This is a genomic window from Halomonas sp. 3A7M (genome assembly GCF_014897875.1).
Taxonomy (GTDB): domain Bacteria; phylum Pseudomonadota; class Gammaproteobacteria; order Pseudomonadales; family Halomonadaceae; genus Vreelandella.
Window position 1 is genome coordinate 56,301 of the sequence record NZ_JABUZD010000175.1, and the last position, 20,157, is coordinate 76,457.

General features: G+C 53.7%; 20 protein-coding genes and 1 pseudogene. 4 read left to right on the forward strand and 17 right to left on the reverse strand.

Annotation, left to right across the window (positions count from 1 at the left end; translation table 11 throughout):
* Positions 1-70: 70 nt before the first annotated feature.
* The gene (gene hemB, locus INT19_RS19155) at positions 71-1,078 is read right to left on the reverse strand and encodes a porphobilinogen synthase (RefSeq protein WP_193061896.1); all 1,008 of its coding nucleotides are present in this window, start codon (positions 1,076-1,078) and stop codon (positions 71-73) included.
* Between the two features lie 208 nt (positions 1,079-1,286).
* Between hemB and elbB the strand changes: the two genes are divergently transcribed.
* Positions 1,287-1,946 carry an isoprenoid biosynthesis glyoxalase ElbB gene (gene elbB / locus INT19_RS19160; protein ID WP_089039800.1) on the forward strand — a complete coding sequence of 220 codons (660 nt, stop codon included), beginning with the start codon at positions 1,287-1,289 and terminating at the stop codon, positions 1,944-1,946.
* A 126-nt stretch (positions 1,947-2,072) separates the two neighbouring features.
* On the opposite strand, the gene tatC is transcribed toward elbB, so the two are convergent.
* The 14 genes and pseudogenes from tatC to INT19_RS19225 form a co-directional block, all read right to left on the reverse strand.
* Positions 2,073-2,855, reverse strand: coding sequence for a twin-arginine translocase subunit TatC (gene tatC / locus INT19_RS19165; protein WP_193061897.1), 783 nt, complete (start codon positions 2,853-2,855; stop codon positions 2,073-2,075).
* On the reverse strand, positions 2,852-2,989 hold the full coding sequence (locus INT19_RS19905; protein ID WP_442311382.1) for a pentapeptide repeat-containing protein: 138 nt from the start codon (positions 2,987-2,989) through the stop codon (positions 2,852-2,854). Before INT19_RS19905 ends, tatC begins: the two co-directional genes overlap by 4 nt.
* 36 nt (positions 2,990-3,025) lie before the next feature.
* Positions 3,026-3,415, reverse strand: a pseudogene (gene tatB, locus INT19_RS19170) (Sec-independent protein translocase protein TatB); the annotation flags it as partial.
* 3 nt (positions 3,416-3,418) lie between these two features.
* Positions 3,419-3,703, reverse strand: a complete 285-nt coding sequence (tatA, locus tag INT19_RS19175) for a Sec-independent protein translocase subunit TatA (RefSeq protein ID WP_089039797.1) — start codon at positions 3,701-3,703, stop codon at positions 3,419-3,421.
* Between the two features lie 23 nt (positions 3,704-3,726).
* A complete protein-coding gene (locus INT19_RS19180; protein WP_038486243.1) occupies positions 3,727-4,083 on the reverse strand; it encodes a phosphoribosyl-ATP diphosphatase in 357 nt (118 codons plus the stop codon).
* A gap of 96 nt (positions 4,084-4,179) precedes the next feature.
* A complete protein-coding gene (gene ubiB / locus INT19_RS19185) occupies positions 4,180-5,802 on the reverse strand; it encodes a ubiquinone biosynthesis regulatory protein kinase UbiB (protein WP_193061899.1) in 1,623 nt (540 codons plus the stop codon).
* Positions 5,802-6,479 carry a ubiquinone biosynthesis accessory factor UbiJ gene (locus INT19_RS19190; protein WP_193061900.1) on the reverse strand — a complete coding sequence of 226 codons (678 nt, stop codon included), beginning with the start codon at positions 6,477-6,479 and terminating at the stop codon, positions 5,802-5,804. Before INT19_RS19190 ends, ubiB begins: the two co-directional genes overlap by 1 nt.
* A 22-nt stretch (positions 6,480-6,501) precedes the next feature.
* Positions 6,502-7,257, reverse strand: a complete 756-nt coding sequence (ubiE, locus tag INT19_RS19195; RefSeq protein WP_193061901.1) for a bifunctional demethylmenaquinone methyltransferase/2-methoxy-6-polyprenyl-1,4-benzoquinol methylase UbiE — start codon at positions 7,255-7,257, stop codon at positions 6,502-6,504.
* Positions 7,258-7,378: 121 nt separating this feature from the next.
* Complete coding sequence (locus tag INT19_RS19200) at positions 7,379-7,780, reverse strand: gamma-butyrobetaine hydroxylase-like domain-containing protein (RefSeq protein ID WP_193061902.1); 402 nt, start codon at positions 7,778-7,780, stop codon at positions 7,379-7,381.
* A 237-nt stretch (positions 7,781-8,017) separates the two neighbouring features.
* On the reverse strand, positions 8,018-9,340 hold the full coding sequence (gene hslU / locus INT19_RS19205) for an ATP-dependent protease ATPase subunit HslU (protein WP_172421953.1): 1,323 nt from the start codon (positions 9,338-9,340) through the stop codon (positions 8,018-8,020).
* 10 nt (positions 9,341-9,350) lie between these two features.
* Positions 9,351-9,884 (reverse strand): ATP-dependent protease subunit HslV, encoded by a 534-nt coding sequence (gene hslV / locus INT19_RS19210; RefSeq protein WP_193061903.1) that lies wholly within the window; start codon positions 9,882-9,884, stop codon positions 9,351-9,353.
* 210 nt (positions 9,885-10,094) lie between these two features.
* Positions 10,095-10,844 (reverse strand): SPOR domain-containing protein, encoded by a 750-nt coding sequence (locus INT19_RS19215; RefSeq protein ID WP_193061904.1) that lies wholly within the window; start codon positions 10,842-10,844, stop codon positions 10,095-10,097.
* Positions 10,845-10,847: 3 nt separating this feature from the next.
* On the reverse strand, positions 10,848-12,533 hold the full coding sequence (gene argS, locus INT19_RS19220; protein ID WP_193061905.1) for an arginine--tRNA ligase: 1,686 nt from the start codon (positions 12,531-12,533) through the stop codon (positions 10,848-10,850).
* A 144-nt stretch (positions 12,534-12,677) separates the two neighbouring features.
* Complete coding sequence (locus tag INT19_RS19225; protein ID WP_193061906.1) at positions 12,678-15,062, reverse strand: primosomal protein N'; 2,385 nt, start codon at positions 15,060-15,062, stop codon at positions 12,678-12,680.
* Positions 15,063-15,081: 19 nt separating this feature from the next.
* On the opposite strand from INT19_RS19225, the gene rpmE reads away from it, so the two are divergent.
* Complete coding sequence (gene rpmE, locus INT19_RS19230) at positions 15,082-15,297, forward strand: 50S ribosomal protein L31 (RefSeq protein WP_009724828.1); 216 nt, start codon at positions 15,082-15,084, stop codon at positions 15,295-15,297.
* A 483-nt stretch (positions 15,298-15,780) separates the two neighbouring features.
* A complete protein-coding gene (locus tag INT19_RS19235; protein WP_089039788.1) occupies positions 15,781-17,052 on the forward strand; it encodes a malic enzyme-like NAD(P)-binding protein in 1,272 nt (423 codons plus the stop codon).
* Between the two features lie 84 nt (positions 17,053-17,136).
* Here the strand turns inward: INT19_RS19235 and INT19_RS19240 are convergent, their stop codons facing one another.
* Positions 17,137-17,961 carry an acyl-CoA thioesterase gene (locus INT19_RS19240; protein WP_089039787.1) on the reverse strand — a complete coding sequence of 275 codons (825 nt, stop codon included), beginning with the start codon at positions 17,959-17,961 and terminating at the stop codon, positions 17,137-17,139.
* A 110-nt stretch (positions 17,962-18,071) separates the two neighbouring features.
* Between INT19_RS19240 and tadA the strand changes: the two genes are divergently transcribed.
* A complete protein-coding gene (tadA, locus tag INT19_RS19245) occupies positions 18,072-18,524 on the forward strand; it encodes a tRNA adenosine(34) deaminase TadA (RefSeq protein ID WP_319022096.1) in 453 nt (150 codons plus the stop codon).
* Between the two features lie 46 nt (positions 18,525-18,570).
* Here tadA and mltF read toward each other — a convergent pair whose 3' ends face one another.
* Entirely contained in the window at positions 18,571-20,037 is a 1,467-nt protein-coding gene (gene mltF, locus INT19_RS19250) for a membrane-bound lytic murein transglycosylase MltF (protein WP_193061908.1), read from the reverse strand.
* Positions 20,038-20,157 lie beyond the last annotated feature (120 nt).

Consider the following 20,157-nt stretch of genomic DNA (forward strand, 5'->3'; position numbering starts at 1 on the left):
AGGAGTATGCCGGGAAAAGATGACAAACTAGTGTCACTGGTTTGTCATCTTTACGGACTGATCTACTAAACTAACGCTGCAATAAGCGTGCTGCTTCTAACGCAAAATAGGTTAAAATTCCATCAGCTCCTGCGCGCTTGAAGCACATCAGTGACTCAAGAATCACCGGTTCGGCCTCAAGCCAGCCGTTATCGAAAGCAGCGCGATGCATGGCGTATTCACCGCTGACTTGGTAGGCAAATGTCGGTACTTGGAGTTCGCTTTTTACACGGCGTACGATATCCAAGTAAGGCATACCGGGTTTCACCATCACCATATCGGCGCCTTCGGCGATATCCATAGCCACTTCATGCAGCGCTTCATCGCTATTGGCAGGATCCATCTGATAGGTGCGTTTATCTGCTTTGCCAAGGTTAGTGGCAGACCCGACTGCATCACGGAAGGGGCCGTAATACTTAGAGGCATACTTAGCGCTATACGCCATAATACGCACATTATGCAGGTGTTCTTGCTCTAACACTTGGCGGATGGCGCCGATGCGGCCATCCATCATATCGGAGGGGGCTACGACATCGGCGCCTGCTTCGGCGTGAGAGAGCGCTTGTTTGAGCAGCGTATCCACTGTGCGGTCATTTTGCACATAGCCGTGCTCATCAAGAATGCCGTCCTGCCCGTGGCTAGTATAGGGGTCAAGGGCGACATCGGTAATAATGCCAAGCTCTGGTAGTGCTTCTTTTAGCGCCCGCACACTACGCTGGACAAGACCATTCGAGTTGTAAGCCTCTTCTGCTAACTCGCTTTTTTGCTCAGCGCCGACAACGGGGAAGAGAGCTAAGGCAGGAATACCCAGCGCGTAGGCCTCACGTGCCTGCTCTATCAGCAGGTCGATGGAAAGACGCTCAACACCGGGCATTGAGGCAATTGCTTCGCGTTGATTTTCGCCTTCCAGTACAAAAACCGGCAAAATCAAATCACTGGGTGTTAGCGTCGACTCCTGCATTAAGCGACGGGAGAAATCGTCGCGACGCATACGGCGAAGTCGGGTAGCAGGGAAGTGACGGGGAGCAGAGGTGTTCAACGGCTTTCTCCAAACAATCGCATAGTCAATCGAATAGTAGGTGCCTTAAAAGGCCTAACGTGAGTATATCAGTCCTGCACTGCAGCGAAAGCAGGCTTGTGGTAGCTGGCTTGTAGTGGCTTTATAGACTGACTAAAGTGAGCCACTCAGCGACGCTAAGTGGCGACGATTTAACAGCGATAATAAGCGCTACGATAAGGAGATAAGCATGACCAAACAGGTAGCAATCGTATTAGCAGGCTGCGGCGTTTTTGATGGTTCTGAAATCTATGAAACAACGCTAACGCTGCTGCGCCTTGATCAGTTGGGGATTGGCTATCGCTGCTTTGCGCCAGATGTCGCTCAGCATCATGTGATTAACCACTTAACCCAAGAGCCTGTTGAGGGTGAGCAGCGCAATGTGTTGCAGGAGTCTGCGCGCCTTGCCCGGGGTGATATTAGCCCGATTACTGAGCTAGATGCTGACGACTTTGATGCGGTCATTGTTCCTGGTGGCTTTGGTGTCGCTAAAAACCTGTCTGATTTTGCCGACAAGGGCGACAGTATGCAGGTACTTGAGAGCGTAAAAGAGGCGCTGGTAGGCTTTAAGGAAGAGGCAAAACCCATTGGCCTGATGTGTATTTCTCCTGTTTTGGTCCCGCGCCTACTTGGCGAAGGGGTGGCCGTGACCATTGGTCATGATCCGAGTGTTTCTGGCGCCATTAGTGCGATGGGTGGCCTGCACCGCAGCTGTGGCGTAGAAGACATTGTGGTGGATCATGAGCACCGGGTGGTAACGACGCCTGCTTATATGCTGGCGACCCGTATCAGTGAGGCCGCAACAGGTATCTTTAAGTTGGTAGACCGCATTGATGAAATGATGGGCTAATATTTTCTAGGTAATCGGCTATGCGTATGAGGGGCAAAAAGCCTCTCGTATGAAGAGTAAAAAGCCTCTGTCATGCTCCCATGGCAGAGGCTTTTTTTGAGCGGTGTATCGCCTTTAATAGTGCTTTTAGGTCTCTTGTTCCTCAGCGTCATCCGCCTTTGCCTTACGGCGTACCAACCGGCCAAACAGTAGGCCCACCTCATAAAGTAGATACATCGGTATCGCTAACAGGCTTTGAGAAATAATGTCGGGAGGGGTAAGCAGCATGCCCACCACAAAGCAGCCTAAAATAATGTAGGGGCGCTTTTTAGAAAGGCTTTCGACCGTGGTCGCACCAGACAGGATCAACAGAAATGTTGCGATGGGGATTTCAAACGCAACACCAAAGGCGAAAAACAGCTTCAGTACAAAGTTCAGATACTGATTAATATCGGTCATTACCGCCACGTTTTCCGGCCCGGTCTGGGTGAAAAACTCAAAGAGCAGCGGAAAAACCACGTAATAAGCGAAGGCCGCCCCAGCGTAAAATAGCGCTATGCTGGAGACCAGAATGGGTATCGCCAGCGCTTTTTCGTTATCGTAAAGCCCAGGTGCTACAAACGCCCATGCTTGGTGCAGTACGAAGGGGATAGCGATAAAGACGGCGACTACCAGGGTTAGTTTGAAGGGCGCCAAGAAGGGCGAGGCTACCTCGGTGGCGATCATCTGTGAGCCTTCTGGCAACAGTGCCATTAATGGCTCAGCCACAAAGCTGTAGATGTCATTAGCAAAGGCATAAAGGCCAAGAAATATGACTAATACAACCACGACCGCTTTCATAAGCCGCGAGCGTAGTTCGATCAGGTGCTCAATAAGAGGCGCTTGGCCTTGGTCTTTACGTGGCTCCTGGGAATCGCCAGACATGCTCATTGGTGATTACTATCCTTTGTAAGATCTGCCTTTGTAAGATCCGCCTTTGTAAGATCCGCTTTTTTAATATCGGCATTTTCCACATCCGCTTGCTTAGCATTATTGCTAGGCTCACTCTTGCCGCTAGGATTCACCGCGCGCAGTTCATCGGTAGCACGTTGATGAGACGTTGAGGAAGAGGCTGCTGGCGTGTCTTCGCGTACTGTTTGCAGGGCATCATCTAGCCGAGCACTCGCGTTGGCAACCCGCTGCTCGGTCTCGTTTTGGGTCGCTTGTGCCGAAGTGCTGGAAGAAGAGGGGGCGTCGGCAATGCTCTCAACATCCTGCTTGGCTTTTTTGAGACTGTCATCGAGCTTTTTCTGCTGCTCGTTGAGCTTTTGACGCAGCTCCTCTGCTTCCAACTGAGCGCTGATTTCGCGCTGCATACCGGATACCGTACGCTTGATTTTGCCAATCCACATGCCTGCAGTGCGAGCGGCTCTAGGCAGGCGCTCTGGGCCAAGCACCAGAAGCCCGACGATACCAATCAGCATCAGTTCAAGAAAGCCGATATCCAGCATGGGTTATTTGCGCTCTTCGTTACGTTCTGTGGGGCGTTCTTCGGCGGCACGCTTCTCTTCTGCTTGAACATCATAGGTGTTACCAGCCTCTTCGTGGCTTACCTTCGCCTGAGGTTGGTCAGCATCCTTTTTGTCGCCGTCTTTCTCTTCTTCGTTAATGGCCTTCTTAAAGCCTTTGACTGCACCGCCTAAGTCGGTGCCCACATTACGCAGTTTCTTAGTGCCGAAAATTAGGATGATAATGCCCAGAACAATCAGCAACTGCCAAATACTGATACCACCTAACATATGCATTTCCTCATCAGTGCAGGTTAACGTTGTGTGCGGGACGCTTTTTCGTCATGACCAGAAATACCAAACCGCCGTGCTAGCTCATCTAAAACGCGCTGATGATCCAGTTCAAGGTGCGACAGCATCACCAAACTATGAAACCACAGGTCAGCGGTTTCAGCGATCACAGCTTGATGCGCCTGTTCGCCGCCGTGCTCGGCATCTTTAGCAGCCAAAATTGTTTCGGTCGCCTCTTCGCCGACTTTTTCGAGTATCTTGTTCAAACCCTTATGATGCAAGGAGGCAACATAAGAATCTTCTGCACAAGCATGTCGACGCTGCTTTAAGACCTCCGCGAGTGCATCTAGCACCTGCGTCGTCTGGGTAGAATCAGTCATAGGCATCCTTTTATCAATCATCACAGCGCTTTCGCCAAAGATCAGTGCTTTCGCCAAGGGCGACACTGAGACGCTTTATCTTACTGCCAGAATGTTTCATTGCCATAGCAGCAGCAACAAACCTACTCCCGCAGCTACTAAGACAGGCCACTCTTGAGCCGATGCCCAGCTGCTCAGCGGCTGCCAAGCCAGGGCAATAGCAAGCAAGATAAGGCCGATACGCAGTCGGTAATGACGCTTATGCTGGCGCGTCAGTTGCTGCTGAACGTCACTAATTGAGGCCACTTGCTGATGACGCTGGCGGTGTTCATGCTCCATTCGACTCAGCGCTTGATGCGCTAGCACGGGTAGCTCAGGCAACTGATGAGAAAGCTCCGGCGCTTGGCGTTTGAGCGATTCCCAAAGGCCGCCGATACCAGCGCGCTGTTTCATCCACTTTTCTAGATATGGTTTCGCAGTGCTCCACAGATCCAGTTCAGGGTAAAGCTGACGACCCAGTCCTTCGATGTTAAGCAGCGTTTTTTGCAACAATACTAACTGTGGCTGTACTTCCATATTAAAGCGTCGTGCTGTTTGAAACAGTCCTAACAGCACCTGCCCAAACGAAATATCTTTTAGCGGCTTTTCAAGAATGGGCTCGCATACGGTACGAATAGCGGCTGCAAACTCGTTAGCGCGCGTGTTTTCGCCCACCCAGCCGGACTCAATATGTAACGCCGCTACTTCGTAATAATCTTGATGGAAAAAGGCCAGCAGGTTGCGCGCTAGGTAGTCTTGATCTTCTCGGGTAAGGCTCCCCACGATGCCGCAGTCGATGGCGATATACTGTGGATCTTCAGGATCATCGCAGTTAACAAAGATATTGCCGGGGTGCATATCGGCATGGAAGAAGTTATCTCGGAAGACCTGGGTGAAGAAGATTTCTACGCCGCGTTCAGCCAGCTTCTTAAGGTTGGTTCCACGCGCCTTGAGGGTGTCTAAATCAGCCACAGGCACGCCGCGAATGCGCTCCTGAACCATGACATGGCGGCGGGTGTATGACCAATAGATTGTCGGTACAAACAGCAGCGGTGAGTCTTTGAAGTTACGTTTAAGTTGCGATGTGTTTGCCGCTTCTTTGTAGAGATCAAGTTCGTCAAATAAGGTGGCTTCGTAATCACGAATCACTTCTACGGGGCGTAAGCGTTTCGCGTCAGGCACTTTACCCAGCAACTTAGCGATTTGATACATCAGCGCCATATCTTGGCGCATAATGCGCTCGATGCCGGGGCGAATAATTTTGACGACGACATCTTCACCGCTATGCAGCGTTGCCGCATGCACCTGGGCAATCGATGCTGACGCTAAAGGCACTCGGTCAAAGGCGGCAAATGCCTCTACAAGCGACATTTCAAGCTCTTTTTCGACCCGTGCAGCGGCTAGTTCGCCGGGGAAGGGCGGCACTTGGTCTTGCAGCCGTTTTAATTCATCGGCGATGTCTTCGGGCAATAGGTCTCGACGGGTCGAGAGCATTTGGCCAAATTTAATAAAAATCGGCCCCAGCGCTTCCAAGGCCAGGCGCAGTCGCTCGCCGCGACTGCGCTGCCCGACAGGAAACAGTTTTAGAGGCGAAAGCGTCATTAAGGCACGTAGCCAGAACGGTAGCCGCTCAACGGGTATCAACGTATCCAAGCGATGGCGAGCCACTATCCAAGAGATCTTCAATAACCGCAGGCTCATCAGTGCGGCTCCTCGAGGTGTGGCTGCTTGTTTGGCGACTGGCTGGCCGTCAACTGTGTCAAACGCTTATGCAGGCGATTGAGCTTGGCTTCCAGGCGGTCGGTGGAGATCTCTAGTTCGGTCAAATGATCGCGGAGCACATCGCGCTGTTGGCGGCCGGGGAGTATGCGGGCTTCTTCAAATACGTATTCAGAAACGTCTTGCAGCAGCTCATCTTTCGCTCTTAGCCCCCAGCGCGCGGCGCGTCGGACACCTTCGGCCAGTGAATGAGCGGGCATATCTCCCAGCCAGCGAGCTAGCTCGCCTTCCCAGTCGATATCCAGATCAAAGAGTAGGTCTCGGGTGGCTTCCAGAAGGTGGATGCGGCCACGCACAGAAAGCTTGCCATCAAACATCAACCGCTCAATGGAGGAGCCACTTAACCACTCAGAGAGTGTTTCAGGAGTGAGTTCGACGATGGCATCGACGTCAGTTTCGTCTAAATCATCGCCACGCAGCAGATCAATACCTGCATGGTGGTAGTGCAGCACCAGCTGAAGGTGAGGCTTTTCAAGCCTTACCAGTAGCCGACTTCCTGCTAACGCGGACAAACGCGCAGGCGCAGCCGGATCACGGGCAAGCAAGGCGTTCAACGTGCGTTCACATCCGGCCAGCAACAGGGTCGGGGTGACTAGCATGCTGACCTCATTGTCGGTGAGTTCATAATTTAATGCCGCGGTGAAGGGCAACGATGCCGCCGGTCAGGTTGGTATATTCAACCCGATCAAGCCCTGCCGTTTCCATCATGCCTTTCAGGGTTTCCTGGTCGGGATGCATGCGAATAGATTCGGCGAGGTAGCGATAACTCTCACCGTCCCCGGCTACTAGTTCGCCCATTTTAGGCAGCAGGCGGAAGGAGTACTCATCGTAGGCTTTCGACAGCAGCGCACTATTTGGCTTTGAAAACTCCAGCACTAGCAACCGTCCGCCGGGCTTTAGCACGCGTGTCATAGAGCGCAGTGCAGCGTCTTTGTCGGTGACGTTACGCAGTCCGAAGGCAATCGTAATGCAGTCAAAACTGTTGTCCGGAAATGGCAGGCACTCGGCGTTGGCTTGTACAAACTCAACGTTACCTCCGACGCCATTATCCATCAGTTTGTCGCGGCCAACGTTGAGCATAGAGGCGTTAATGTCGGCCAATACCACTTTGCCACGCGGGCCAACCAAGCGAGAGAACTTGAGCGTTAAATCGCCAGTGCCGCCAGCAATATCCAGCACGTGGTGCCCAGGACGAACACCTGCGCGCTCAATAGCAAGGCGCTTCCAGATGCGGTGGATGCCCATAGACATCAAGTCATTCATGATGTCATAGCGCGCGGCTACCGAGTGAAAGACATCGGCAACACGAGACGCTTTCTCGTCAACCGCGACTTCCTGGTAACCAAAATGGGTGGTGCGTTTTTCAGAGGGGCTCATGGGGCTCTAGCTCCCGAGTTCGAGGCGGTAATAATCGACCAAAAGGTCGTCGCAATAAATGGTTAGCGACATTGTAGCCTTCTCACCCCCAGCTTGTCTGCGCTTCAACTGAGGTCAAGCGTCACAGCTGTTTGAATTGGATACCAGTTGGTTCGCGGGAGGCGCCAGCCTCTTCTAGGCGTTGTAGGTAGTTTTGCCAATACTCTGTTTGATGCTGAGCTAAGTCGTAAAGATAGTTCCAGCTGTAAAGGCCGCTGTCGTGGCCGTCGTCAAAGTGCAATTTCAGAGCGTAATTACCTGCTTGGGTAATGTTTTGCAGGCCGACATCTTTTTTACCCACTTGCAGTACGGCAGTATCGCCGCCGTGGCCACGCACTTCGGCTGAAGGTGAGTAGACCCGTAAAAATTCGACAGGCAGCCGAAAGTTTTCACCCGTGGCGTAGCCAAGTTCTAGTTCGCGAGCCTGTTTATGGTAGTGAACCCGCGTTGGGGTGGGGGCATTCGTAGAAGTAGGGGCATTCATGGATGACGTCACCTTTAACGATACTGAGCTAAAGCGGATTGACCGACTATTTGCGCTTTAGCAAATGCGTGAAGGCAAGCGCCACGGCTAACGTTTGATCGACAGGGCGTCGATCGAGCACGGGCAACAGGGATGTTGTTCGCGTGCGTAACGTTAGACGCAGCGCAGCCTGAACAGCAGCATTTGCGAGCGTAAAAAGCGGGCAAGCTGCTGCGGGCTATACCGATATAAGCGCGTTTACAAAATATAGCGCGATAGGTCTTCGTCTACTGCTAGCTCACCCAGTTGGGCATTGACGTAATCGGCATCGATGACCAGCGGGCTATCCATGTCGCCGCCTTTGAAGGAGGCTTCTTCAAGCAGTCGTTCCAGCACTGTATGTAAACGGCGAGCACCAATATTCTCGGTGCCTTCGTTTACTTGCCAGGAAATTTCGGCAATACGCTCGATACCGTCTGGAGTGAACTCGATATCCAACCCTTCGGTAGCCAGCAGTGCTTGATACTGCTTAGTGAGCGAGGCGGAGGGCTCGGTGAGAATCCGCTGGAAATCGCCGGGGGTCAGCGCATCCAGCTCAACACGGATCGGCAAGCGTCCTTGTAGCTCTGGAATAAGGTCCGAGGGACGCGATAGGTGGAAGGCACCCGAGGCAATAAACAGGATATGATCGGTTTTGACCATGCCGTATTTGGTTGACACGGTAGAGCCTTCGATTAACGGCAGCAGATCACGCTGAACGCCTTCGCGGGAGACTTCGCCACCGCTAGACTGGCCGCTACCCTTGGCAACTTTGTCGATTTCATCCAAGAAGACAATCCCATGCTGCTCGACGGCTTCGACAGCGCGAGCTTTGATCTCTTCTTCATTGACCAGCTTGCCCGCTTCTTCATCGCGCAGCAGAACCAGTGCTTCTTTGACCGTTACACGGCGCTGTTCGCGCTTTTGCTGGCCCATGTTGGAGAACAGGCTCTGTAGCTGGTTGGTCATCTCCTCCATGCCTGGCGGCGTCATTATGTCGATGCCTTGCCCGTGGGAGGAAACTTCGATATCGATCTCTTTATCATCCAGTTGGCCTTCCCGAAGCTTTTTGCGGAAGGTTTGACGCGTACCACTATCTTCCCGAGGCTTATCTTCCTGACCGCGGGGCGGTGGTAGCAGTGCATCTAGAACGCGATCTTCAGCGGCATCTTCAGCGCGATGGCCGACTTCTTCCTTCGCGTATTCACGCACCATTTTGATGGCGGCTTCCATCAAGTCGCGAATAATCGACTCAACGTCTCGGCCTACATAGCCCACTTCGGTAAATTTAGTCGCCTCGACCTTGATGAAGGGCGCTCTGGCTAGCTTGGCGAGGCGGCGAGCAATTTCAGTTTTACCCACGCCGGTAGGGCCAATCATCAGAATATTCTTTGGAGTCACTTCCGGGCGCAACTCATCGTCTAGTTGCATGCGACGCCAGCGGTTACGCAGGGCAATGGCCACGGCGCGCTTGGCATCTTGTTGACCAATGATGTATTGATCCAGGGCGTGGACGATTTCGCGGGGTGTCATCTGAGTCATAAAAAGGGCCTCAACGGTCGTTGATGTTCAGCTCTTCGAGCGTCACGTGGTGATTGGTAAATACGCAGATGTCGCCGGCGATTTCGAGAGACTTTTCAGTGATTTCACGAGCAGAAAGCTCGGTGTTTTCCAATAGTGCGCGGGCACTTGCTTGGGCAAAGTTGCCGCCAGAGCCAATAGCAATAATGCCGCGTTCAGGCTCAACCACATCACCGTTACCGGTAATAATCAGCGAGGCACTGTGGTCCGCCACGGCCAGTAGCGCTTCCAGGCGGCGCAGCGCTCGATCGGTGCGCCAATCTTTGGCCAACTCAACCGCTGCTTTGGTGAGGTGTCCTTGGTGTTTTTCTAACTGCGCTTCAAAACGCTCAAACAGGGTGAAGGCATCGGCGGTGCCGCCAGCAAAACCAGCGAGTACTTTGCCACGATACAGGCGGCGTACTTTACTCGCGTTGCCTTTCATTACGGTGTTGCCCAGTGATACTTGGCCGTCGCCTGCAAGGGCAACCTGATTACCGCGGCGTACGGATACAATAGTGGTCATGGAGATAACTCCTTGGGGGAGACACATGCTCCCGATGACTGATCGGCCATTTTAAAAGACCGTATAAAAAGCGATTCACAACAAAATGCGGGCGGCTGATAAAAAATCAACCGCCCGCTAAATAAAGCTGTTAGATAAACTGTTTTTTTAACGGGGCTTATGACGATGAAAGCCTGTCTAGCCCTTGGGTTAAAATAGTCTGTGGTTAGACTAGTTCTGCAGTTGGATCAGCAGTGGCTCAATGCCTTGTGTGGCCATTAAGTCTTGGGCGCGGTTAAGCTCACGAGTATCTTCGTAAGGGCCTACTTGAACACGGTGCCAAGTATCGCCATTAGCCTTTACTTCGCTAACTTGGGCCAGCAGGCTTAAGTTGCGCAGACGGCCACGCAACTGCTCGGCATCGCTTAGCTCCCGAAACGACGCGGCCTGTAGCATGTAGCGGTTAGGCGTGTTGCTGGCAGGCGCTTGCTGGGCAGCGGCCACTTGCTCTTCAGGGCGCATATTAGCTGCAATAACCTGAGCAATAGGGTCATCGTTCTGACGCGCACTTGCGTTGCTTGTCGTTGTTTCGTTACTTGCCGTCGTTTGTTCCTGCTGTGCTGCTTCAGGGCGGTTCACGGTTGATGGCAGTGACACGCCTGGAGCAATGACTTCTGTGTCTGGCAGCAGCGTGTAGAACTCAAACGTTGGCATTGATGGCTCGGCGACGGTTTCTGTTTGACGCGCAGCGCTGCGCTCATCGCTGTCAGCAGGCTTAGGCAAGACAGTCGCTTGGGGCGTGTCTTCCTGCTCTTGCCAAGGAGCTGTGCCATGTTGATGCTGCGCTAGGAAGAAGCCTGCCGCTAAACCTGCTATCCCCCAAAGCCAGCCAGGGATTTTGAATCCGCCACCTGAGCTTTTGCTGGCTTTGCGCTGAGAGGTTGCGCCTCGGCGGGCGGGCTTCTCTTTTGGGCTGGCCATCGCTTACATCTCCTCTGGGGCGCTAACCCCCATAAGATCAAGGCCGTTGCGAAGCACCTGCTTGGTTGCTAGTCCAAGAGCTAAGCGTGTGTTGCGCAGGGTATCGTCTTCGACCATGACTTTAACGGCGTTGTAGCAGGTGTGGAAATCACCTGAAAGATCCAATAGATACTGAGCAACCTGCTGAGGCTCGCGATTTTTAGCGGCGTTTTCAACCACTTCTGGGTAGCGTGCCAAGCGATTAAGCACGGCCTTTTCCTGGTCGCTATCGAGCAGTGCGAGGTTAGCTAGAGCGACGCTGTGGTTGAATGGCTGGTCTGCATCTTCGGCTTTGCGCAGCATGCTGGATACCCGCGCATGAGCGTATTGAATGTAATACACCGGGTTATCGTTCGACTGCGAGCGTGCCAAGTCGATGTCAAAAGTAAGCTGCGAGTCCGCCCGGCGTGCGGCCAGGAAGAAGCGGGTAGCATCACGGCCAACTTCATCAATCAGGTCGCGCACGGTGACATAGCTGCCAGCACGTTTGGACAGTTTTACCTCTACGCCTGAGCGGGTCACCATTACCATTTGATGCAGAACGTAGTCGGGCCAGCCTTTGGGGATGCCGACCTCCAGTGCCTGCAAGCCAGCACGAACACGGGTAACCGTGGAGTGGTGGTCAGCGCCTTGCTCATTAATCACGGTTTTAAAGCCGCGTTGCCACTTATTCAGGTGGTAGGCCACATCCGGTAAGAAGTAGGTGTAGCCACCTTCGCGTTTGCGCATCACGCGGTCTTTGTCATCGCCAAAGTCAGTGGTGCGCAGCCACATGGCACCGTCTTCTTCGTACGTATGGCCATTCGCAACGAGCTTCTCAACGGCCGCGTCTACTTTGCCGTCTTGATAAAGCGATGACTCAAGGAAGTAGACGTCAAACTCAACGCCAAACGCTTTCAGGTCTAAATCCTGTTCTCGGCGTAGCCAAGCGACAGCGAAAGCCTGAATGGCATCTAGGTCATTAGCATCTGCTTTAGCGGTGACTTCACGGTCATCGGCTGCCACCGTTTTGCCTGCCATGTAGTCATTGGCCACATCAACGATGTACTCGCCGCGGTAGCCGTCTTCTGGCCAGCTGGGGTCATCTGGCCCAAGGCCCTTGGCGCGAGCTTGAACAGAAAGCGCCAGATTTTTGATCTGGGCGCCGGCATCGTTGTAATAAAATTCGCGCGTCACATCGTAGCCGGTGGCTTCTAACAGGCGGCAAATACAGTCGCCTATTGCTGCGCCACGGCCATGGCCAACATGAAGAGGTCCTGTCGGGTTGGCAGAAACAAACTCCACTTGGACTTTCTCGCCCTTGCCAATCAGGCTGCGGCCAAAGGCATCGCCGCTATCGAGCACCTGAGCAACAATTTGAGCGGCCGCATCTGTGGCAGCAAAAAAATTAATAAAGCCGGGGCCAGCAATCTCGGTTTTTTGAATGGCATCGCTCGCAGGGAGGGCGGCGACCAGTAGGTCGGCTAGCTCGCGCGGCTTCTTTGCTGCGGGCTTCGCCAGCATAAGGGCTAGGTTGGTGGCGTAGTCGCCGTGTGCTTTATCTTTAGTGGGGTCAACTTTAATCGTCGGCTGTAGATCGTCGGGCAGCACGCCTTGGTGCTTAAGCGCGTCAATCGCGCCTTCTAGCAAAGTAACAATTGTGTCTTTCATTTAAATATCCGAATGTCGTCAGTGGCGGCGTGTGCATGCGCTCATGTTAGGCAGCGGCAAAGCGGCCATTATCGGCAATTGGCGCGCAGTTTCAAAGCCGTATTACATTACAGGGCGAGCCAATGGCCCGTGATATCCCTGTCTCTACGCGAGCGTTTGCGGGTCAATGTCGATTGACCAACGGACTTTGCGCGCCTCACGATTGGCCTCTAACCACTGTACCAGCCAGTTAGCGGCGGTATGGCGCTGGCTACGTTTGTCTGCTGCCAGCATGATATGCACATGATAACGGTTTTGTCGGCGCTCCATGGGAGCTGGAACGGGGCCCAAACAGCGCACCGGCAATTTTACAATTGTTAACCATTGGCGGAGCGCTTGAGCAGCCTGCTGGCCCAAAGCGGTGGCAGCTTCTTCATGGGGGCTTTCAATGCGTAGCAATGCCATAAAGCAAAAAGGCGGCAGCATAGCGAGGCGGCGCTCTTCCAAAAGGCTGCGGGCGAGTGCGCCATAACCGTGCTCCGCAAGTTGGCCCAAGTGCGGGTCATCTGGGTGCAGCGTTTGTACCAGTACTCGCCCTGGATGAGCGGCACGCCCAGCGCGACCGGCGACCTGCTCCAGCAACTGCGCGCTGTGTTCCAGCGCGCGAAAATCAGCAGCGTAAAGTCCACCGTCGGCATTAACGACGACGACCAGCGTGACATGGGGCAGGTGATGGCCTTTCGCCAGCATTTGGGTGCCGACGAGCAAGCATGGCTCGCCTCGTTGGATCTCTTTGAGTATCTGCTCAAAACTCTCTTTTTTACGCGTACTGTCGCGGTCAATACGGTGAACGGTGACGTTTGGGAACAATCCCTGCAATGTCTCTTCCGTTCGTTCGGTGCCGCTGCCCAGGGCGCGCAGGTCGCCGCTGCCACACTCGGGGCAAGCGTCTGGTAGCGCGCGCCGACTATCGCAATGGTGGCAGGCCAAAAGGGGAGGCTGGCGGTGCAGCGTCATGCGCGAGTCGCACTGTCCGCACTCGGCGATCCACCCACAGCTATGGCAAGCCAGCGTTGGTGCGAATCCCCGTCGGTTAATAAAAACCAGCGCCTGCTTGCCTGACGCTAAGGTGTTTTTGATAGCGGTGATGGCGCCGGGCAGCAGCCCCCCCTGGCGTCGCTGATGACGTAGGTCAATCAATTCAAGCTTGGCTGGTGGGTGTCGGCTGGGACGTTGGGTGAGGCGCAGATGGCGATAGTGGCCAGAAAGCGCTTGCTGCAAACTCTCAAAAGAAGGCGTGGCGCTGCCTAACAGCAGGGGGATGTTGTGGTAATGAGCCCTGGCAACGGCTAAATCCCGGGCGTGGTAGCGAAGCCCGTCGTGCTGTTTATAGGAGCCATCATGCTCTTCGTCGACGATAATGGCGCCTGGGTTTTTGAGTGGCGTAAAAATAGCCGAACGGGTGCCGATAATGACTAGCGCGCGGCCATTGGCTGCGGCTTCCCATACATCCAGGCGCTCCAGGTCGGTAAGCCCTGAGTGTAGCGCCACTACCGGTACCCTAAAGCGACTCTTAAAGCGCGCCAGGGTTTGAGGCGTGAGGCCTATTTCAGGCACCAACACCAGAGACTGCTTGCCCTTAGCGGCGAGGGCTTCAATTAGCTGAAGGTAGATTTCGGTTTTACCGCTTCCGGTTACGCCTTCAAGTAAGCAAGGATGGTAGCTATCGAGCTTTTCATGCAATACGGCAAGTGCCGAGGCCTGCTCTCTGTTCAGCGGCAGTGATGGTGAGGCCAGCAGGTTGCCGCCAGCGTGCGGTGTGGCGGTTAGCGTGGTTTCCTGGGCACGGGCGAAGCCCTTTTTTTGCAAGGCTAGAAGCTGTTCACGGGTGAAACCATGAGCAGTGATGGCTCGACCAGCCAGCCCATGTGGATGCTGACGCAGCAGGGCATACAGCTCGGCTTGTTTCGGTGCTCGCTGAAGCGGCAGGTCGTCCCCAGGTGATAGCGGCAGCCACAGGGTCTGCGTTCGCCCTCCCATTGGGTGGCCCTGGCGCAGCCGAGCGGGCATGGCCAGCTGCATTGTGTCGCCTAAACTGTGCTGATAATAACGGGCCGCGAAATGGCATAGCCACTGCCAGTCGTTGGGCAGGGGGGCGTCATCGAGCACCTCGCTAATAGCGCGTAGCTTCCCGTGAGGCAGTTCGCTGCCATTGGCAAGTTCTGCCACCACGCCGACCACTTCTCTGCGGCCAAAGGGGACGCGCACTCTAAGGCCTATCTGCCAGCCACAAGCGGGTGGTTGGCGTGTTGGTAAATAGTCAAATAAACGCCGCAGCGGTGATGGTAGAGCGACTTTTAGCACTTGAAAAGGTGCTGTGGACCCGCCTTGAGGGCGTGCCTGGTTAGAAACAGAGTCGGACAATTGGCCTCCGGCGTTTAGTTTGCTAGAATGCGCGGCCGCTCTGAATCTATAGGATGGAGCGGTTAACCGGTTAGCAGTTTTTTCAAACCCGTATGCGGTGCTTGGCAACGGATCAGGTGGCGGCATACAGCTCATGAGGCTCAAGATGAAACAAGGTATCCACCCGAATTACAACACGGTCACCGCTAGCTGTTCTTGCGGTGCAAGCTTCCAGGTTGGTTCTACCTCTGGTCAGGACTTCTCTCTGGACGTGTGCTCCAACTGCCACCCGTTCTACACTGGTAAGCAGAAGCAAGCGACCACTGGTGGCCGTGTAGAACGCTTTAACAAGCGTTTCGGCGCTGCCGTTAAGCGCGGCTAATCCTAACGGATTTGCGCTGCTGCAAACACACAATGTGTTTGCAATATAAGCCCACGCTACGGCGTGGGCTTTTTATTCTCAGAGGCACGCTTTTTCCATTTTCCTTTCCCTTCCTTACCTGATAGGCCTTTTGAAGGCTTATTCTACCTAGTAATGATGCATCCATGGATGCTTCTAGCAGATGCTTAAAATAGATACTTGTCCACAGCCGCTTCTGCACAGGCAGGCCTGTGGAAAAATTGGTTTTTTATAATTTTTAATGGAATTTATTTTCATAAATGCCGCATTGCATCAATAAGCAAACCTTTATGGCTATCGCGTTCATTTATAAGTTGCAGCAAATGGTGTTGAAAAGTTACGAACATGTTGGAAACGGGGTTGAAACAACTGTTTTTCTGCAAAGTTTACTACGTGCTTGAGGCGCATGGGTTTTTTCTATATTCTGGAGTGACTTTTCTACTTTAGGCTGATTGGACCTTGACCATGATGGATGCAAATAAGCAAGCGGCTTTGGATTATCACGCTAAACCGATTCCCGGTAAGCTGTCTGTGGAGTTAACCAAACCCACAGCTACCGCGCGTGATCTGGCGCTGGCGTATAGCCCTGGCGTTGCTGAGCCGGTTCGCGAAATCGCCCGTGAGGCGGAAAACGCGTATCGCTACACTGGTAAAGGGAATCTGGTCGCTGTCATTTCTGACGGAACTGCCATTCTAGGTCTTGGTAACCTTGGTCCGCTGGCCAGTAAGCCGGTTATGGAAGGTAAGGGCGTACTGTTTAAGTGCTTTGCAGGCATTAACTCAGTCGATATTGAAGTGGATGCTGAAAGCCCTCAGGCGTTTATCGATACGGTGGCGCGTATTGCGGATACCTGGGGTGGTATTAACCTGGAAGATATCAAAGCACCCGAGTGCTTTGAAATCGAAAAAGCCTTGATTGATCGCTGCAGTATTCCAGTATTTCACGATGATCAGCATGGTACGGCCATTGTGACCGCTGCCGGTATGCTTAATGCGCTGGATATTGCCAATAAGCGCATTGAAGATGTGAAGATTGTTTGCATGGGCGCGGGGGCAGCAGCGATTGCCTGCATGCGTTTGCTAGTGTCTTGTGGCGCGAGTAAAAAGAATTTGGTGATGCTTGATCGTCGCGGTGTTATTCACGCTGATCGCGATGGCATTAACGAGTATAAAGCTGAATTCGCCCGCCATACCAATATGCGCACGTTAGACGATGCCATCGACGGTGCTGATGTGTTTATTGGTCTTTCAGGCCCAGGGCTGCTTTCTGCCGAGCAAGTGAAAAAAATGGCCGCAGACCCGGTTATTTTCGCCTGTACTAACCCAGATCCGGAAATTCACCCGGCTGTGGCCCGCGAGGCACGTCCTGATGTGATCATGGCCACCGGTCGTTCGGATTTCCCGAATCAGGTAAATAACGTATTGGGTTTCCCGTTTATTTTCCGAGGTGCTTTGGATGTTCGGGCGACACGCATTAATGAAGCCATGAAGCTGGCTGCTGTCCACGCCCTGAAGGATCTAGCTCGAGAGCCGGTACCCCAAGAAGTGTTAGACGCCTACGAGCGCACTGAGATGAGCTTTGGGCGTGAGTACATTATCCCGACGCCGGTCGATATTCGCCTGCTTGAGCGAGTTTCTTCGGCGGTGGCTCAGGCAGCCGTAGACTCAGGTGTGGCGCGTAAGCCTTATCCCGCGCACTATCCGCTCAAAACTATTAATGACGTTTACGGTGCGTAAACTTTTTAGCGCACGTTGATGTATCCTCCGACGCCCGCTGATAGCGGGCGTCGGTGTTTTTGCGAATCGGTTGATTGATGTGCTTTAGTGCTGTTGCGGGTAGCGCACCAGTCCTTCTTGAGCGGTAGAGGCCACCAAGCGACCATCGCGTCGGTAAATATGACCGCGCGCTAAACCGCGGGCGCCGCCTGCCCAGGGAGAGTCAATCACGTAGAGTAGCCAGTCATCCAGACGGGGATCTTCGTGTAGCCACAGGGCATGGTCCAGGCTGGCGATGCGCAGTTTAGGATCGGTAAACTTGATACCGTGGGGAACCAGTCCGGTCGTTAGTAGGTTGAAGTCCGATGCGTAGGAAAGCAGATGGCGATGCAGGGCTGGGTCATCGGGCAGCGTTCCGCCCGCTAGGCGAAACCATAGACACTGCCCTGCAGGCGATGCATTGTCTGGATTGCCTTTTAAATGCAAAAACTCGATAGGATGACCCGGGAAACGCGCATGCTTTACATCTCCACTTTCGATTAACGCTTCTGGCGTAGGCACGTGGGGCATGGTGCGCTGGTGGCTAATGCTCTCTTCGGCGCTTTGAAACGAAGCGCTACAGAAGAAGATCGGGCGCCCTTTTTGAATAGCGGTAACGCGCCGAGTAGTAAAGCTACCACCATCGCGAATCGTGTCTACTTGGTAGACGACGGGGCGGTGAGGGTCGCCGGGACGCAGAAAATAGCCATGCTGGGAGTGTGGGCGGCGATCATCGGGCACGGTGCGTGCCGCCGCTGCTAATGCTTGGCCTAATACCTGGCCGCCGTAGAGCTGTGGGAAGCCGAGGTCTTGGCTTTGGCCACGAAATAGCGTCTCTTCAAGTGTTTCCAGCTCTAGTAAGCTTACCAGTAACTTCAGCGCATCGTTCATTCTCGGTATCCTTAGTGCTGTCCGTTTGGCCGCTAATGTTTGCCAGGGTATCTTTGCGGCTATGGCACAATTAAAACGATCGTTTTGCTACCTTAGCGGAGTTTGTCTTGATACGCAGCGACGAATTTTACATGCACCGAGCGCTTGACCAAGCACACCTTGCCTTTAAAGAGGGTGAGGTGCCGGTGGGGGCCGTAGTGGTGGATGCTTTGGGTACCATTATAGGAGCAGGGCGAAACTCACCGGTAGCGAGTTGTGACCCTAGCGGTCACGCGGAAATTCGCGCGCTGAGAGCGGCTGGGCAGCAGGTAGGTAACTACCGCTTAGAGGGCTGCACACTATTTGTGACGCTTGAGCCATGCATGATGTGTGCGGGTGCCATGGTTCATGCCCGCTTAGCGCGCTTGGTGTATGGTGCGGCAGAGCCGCGCACGGGGATGGTCGAGTCAAAAGCTAACCTGCTTGCTCAGCCGTGGTTCAATCATCAAGTAGTTGTCACCAGTGGCGTGCTGGCAGCGCCGGCAAAAAAATTGCTAAAACAGTTTTTTGCTACGAAACGCTAGCCCGCTACTATCGTCAACGAGTGGCGGTATTGTGGGTAGCAGCCAATCATTGCTCCACGGGTGGAATAATATCAAAGAGTAACAGAGGCTCATCGCTAACCAGCGTTTGTCCCAACTGGAAAAACTGCTGGCGACTGCGTTCGACGTACTCAATCATCTCGTAGTAGCGGCGAATGTTGCGTACGTAGATCACCGGCTCACCGCCGCGTGCATAGCCATGGCGAGTTTGGCTATGCCATTCCCGTTGCTGAAGTAAGGGCAGCGCTGCACGGACATCTTGCCAGCTGTCTGGGTTGCCGCCGCGCATTTCGGCGATCTTGCGGGCATCGTATAGGTGTCCAAGTCCCACGTTATAGGCCGCCATCGCCATGTAGAGCCGGTCATTACCGACAATGCTCTCTGGCAGACGATCTTTAATACTGCGTAAATAGCGGGCGCCACCATCAATGCTCTGGGCAGGATTAGTGCGGTCAGCGACGCCCATCTCGCTGGCGGTTGGGTTGGTGAGCATCATTAGGCCGCGCACCCCGGTGGGAGACACTGCGTTAGGGTCCCAGTGAGATTCCTGATAGCCCACGGCAGCCAGCAGTTTCCAATCAAACCCCGTGTCTCGAGCAGCCTTTTTGAAAAGCTCGCTATAGGTTGGCAGGCGTTCATCAAGATGGGCTAAAAACGTGCGTGTTCCCACGTACTCCAAATAATCATCATGGCCAAAATAGCGGCTGACGAGCTGCTCCAGCGTGCCACTTTCCTGCAGTTCTTGAAGAAACTGATTGGCAGTTTCCAATAGCCCCAGTCCGCGCCCGCTGGGCACCGCCCAGGCTAATGATAGCGGCTCTCCTAGCAAGAAGCCGCGCTCGACGTTAGGAAAAAAAAGCCGATTGAGACGAAACTGATGATCAAAAATAATTGCGGCATCCAGCGTGCCGTTTTCCACCCGAGCCAGCAGTTCTGCTACTTCAAGCTCGTGAGACTCTTTCCAGCTTAAGCTTGGGTAGTCGCGCTGAAGGGCGAGGAGTGATTGGCTGGTGCCTGCTTCGCTAAGCGTGCCTAATTCCAAACCAACTAAATTTTTTGGCTCGTTTATGCCGTTCAAGCCGCGACGATAAACCACCAGTGGCTGCATCTGGATTATTGAGCGGGTGTAATGAATGCCGGGTGAATCTGGCAGCAAGGGTAGCGCCGCAGCACCTAGGTCTCCTTGTCCTCGTACTGCTGGCAGCACGCTTTCAGGATGGTGGCTTGCATTGAGATTTAAGCTAACCCCCAAATAGTCAGCAAACCGATGCATCAGCTCATATTCAAAGCCAGTGGGGCCTTGGCGGCCTTCATAGTAAGTGGTTGGTGTGTTACGGGTATGAATCGTAATAAATTCTTTCGCGATGATCTGAGCGAGGTGCTCACCTTGCGGTACCGGCGTGGCGCGCGGAATTAACGCTAAGAAAAGCGTAACAATGACTGCAAAATAAGCGCGATAACGCGTTATAAAATGTCGGCAAATCAACGTCAGCATGGCGTCTTGTCGGCATGAAACAAGCTGCCACGATACCCAGCCTGAGAGATGCTGTCACCTTGTTGATTTCGTGTGACCGCCGCTTTCCAGTATCATAGTGAGATTGCCGCGCTGCGGCCC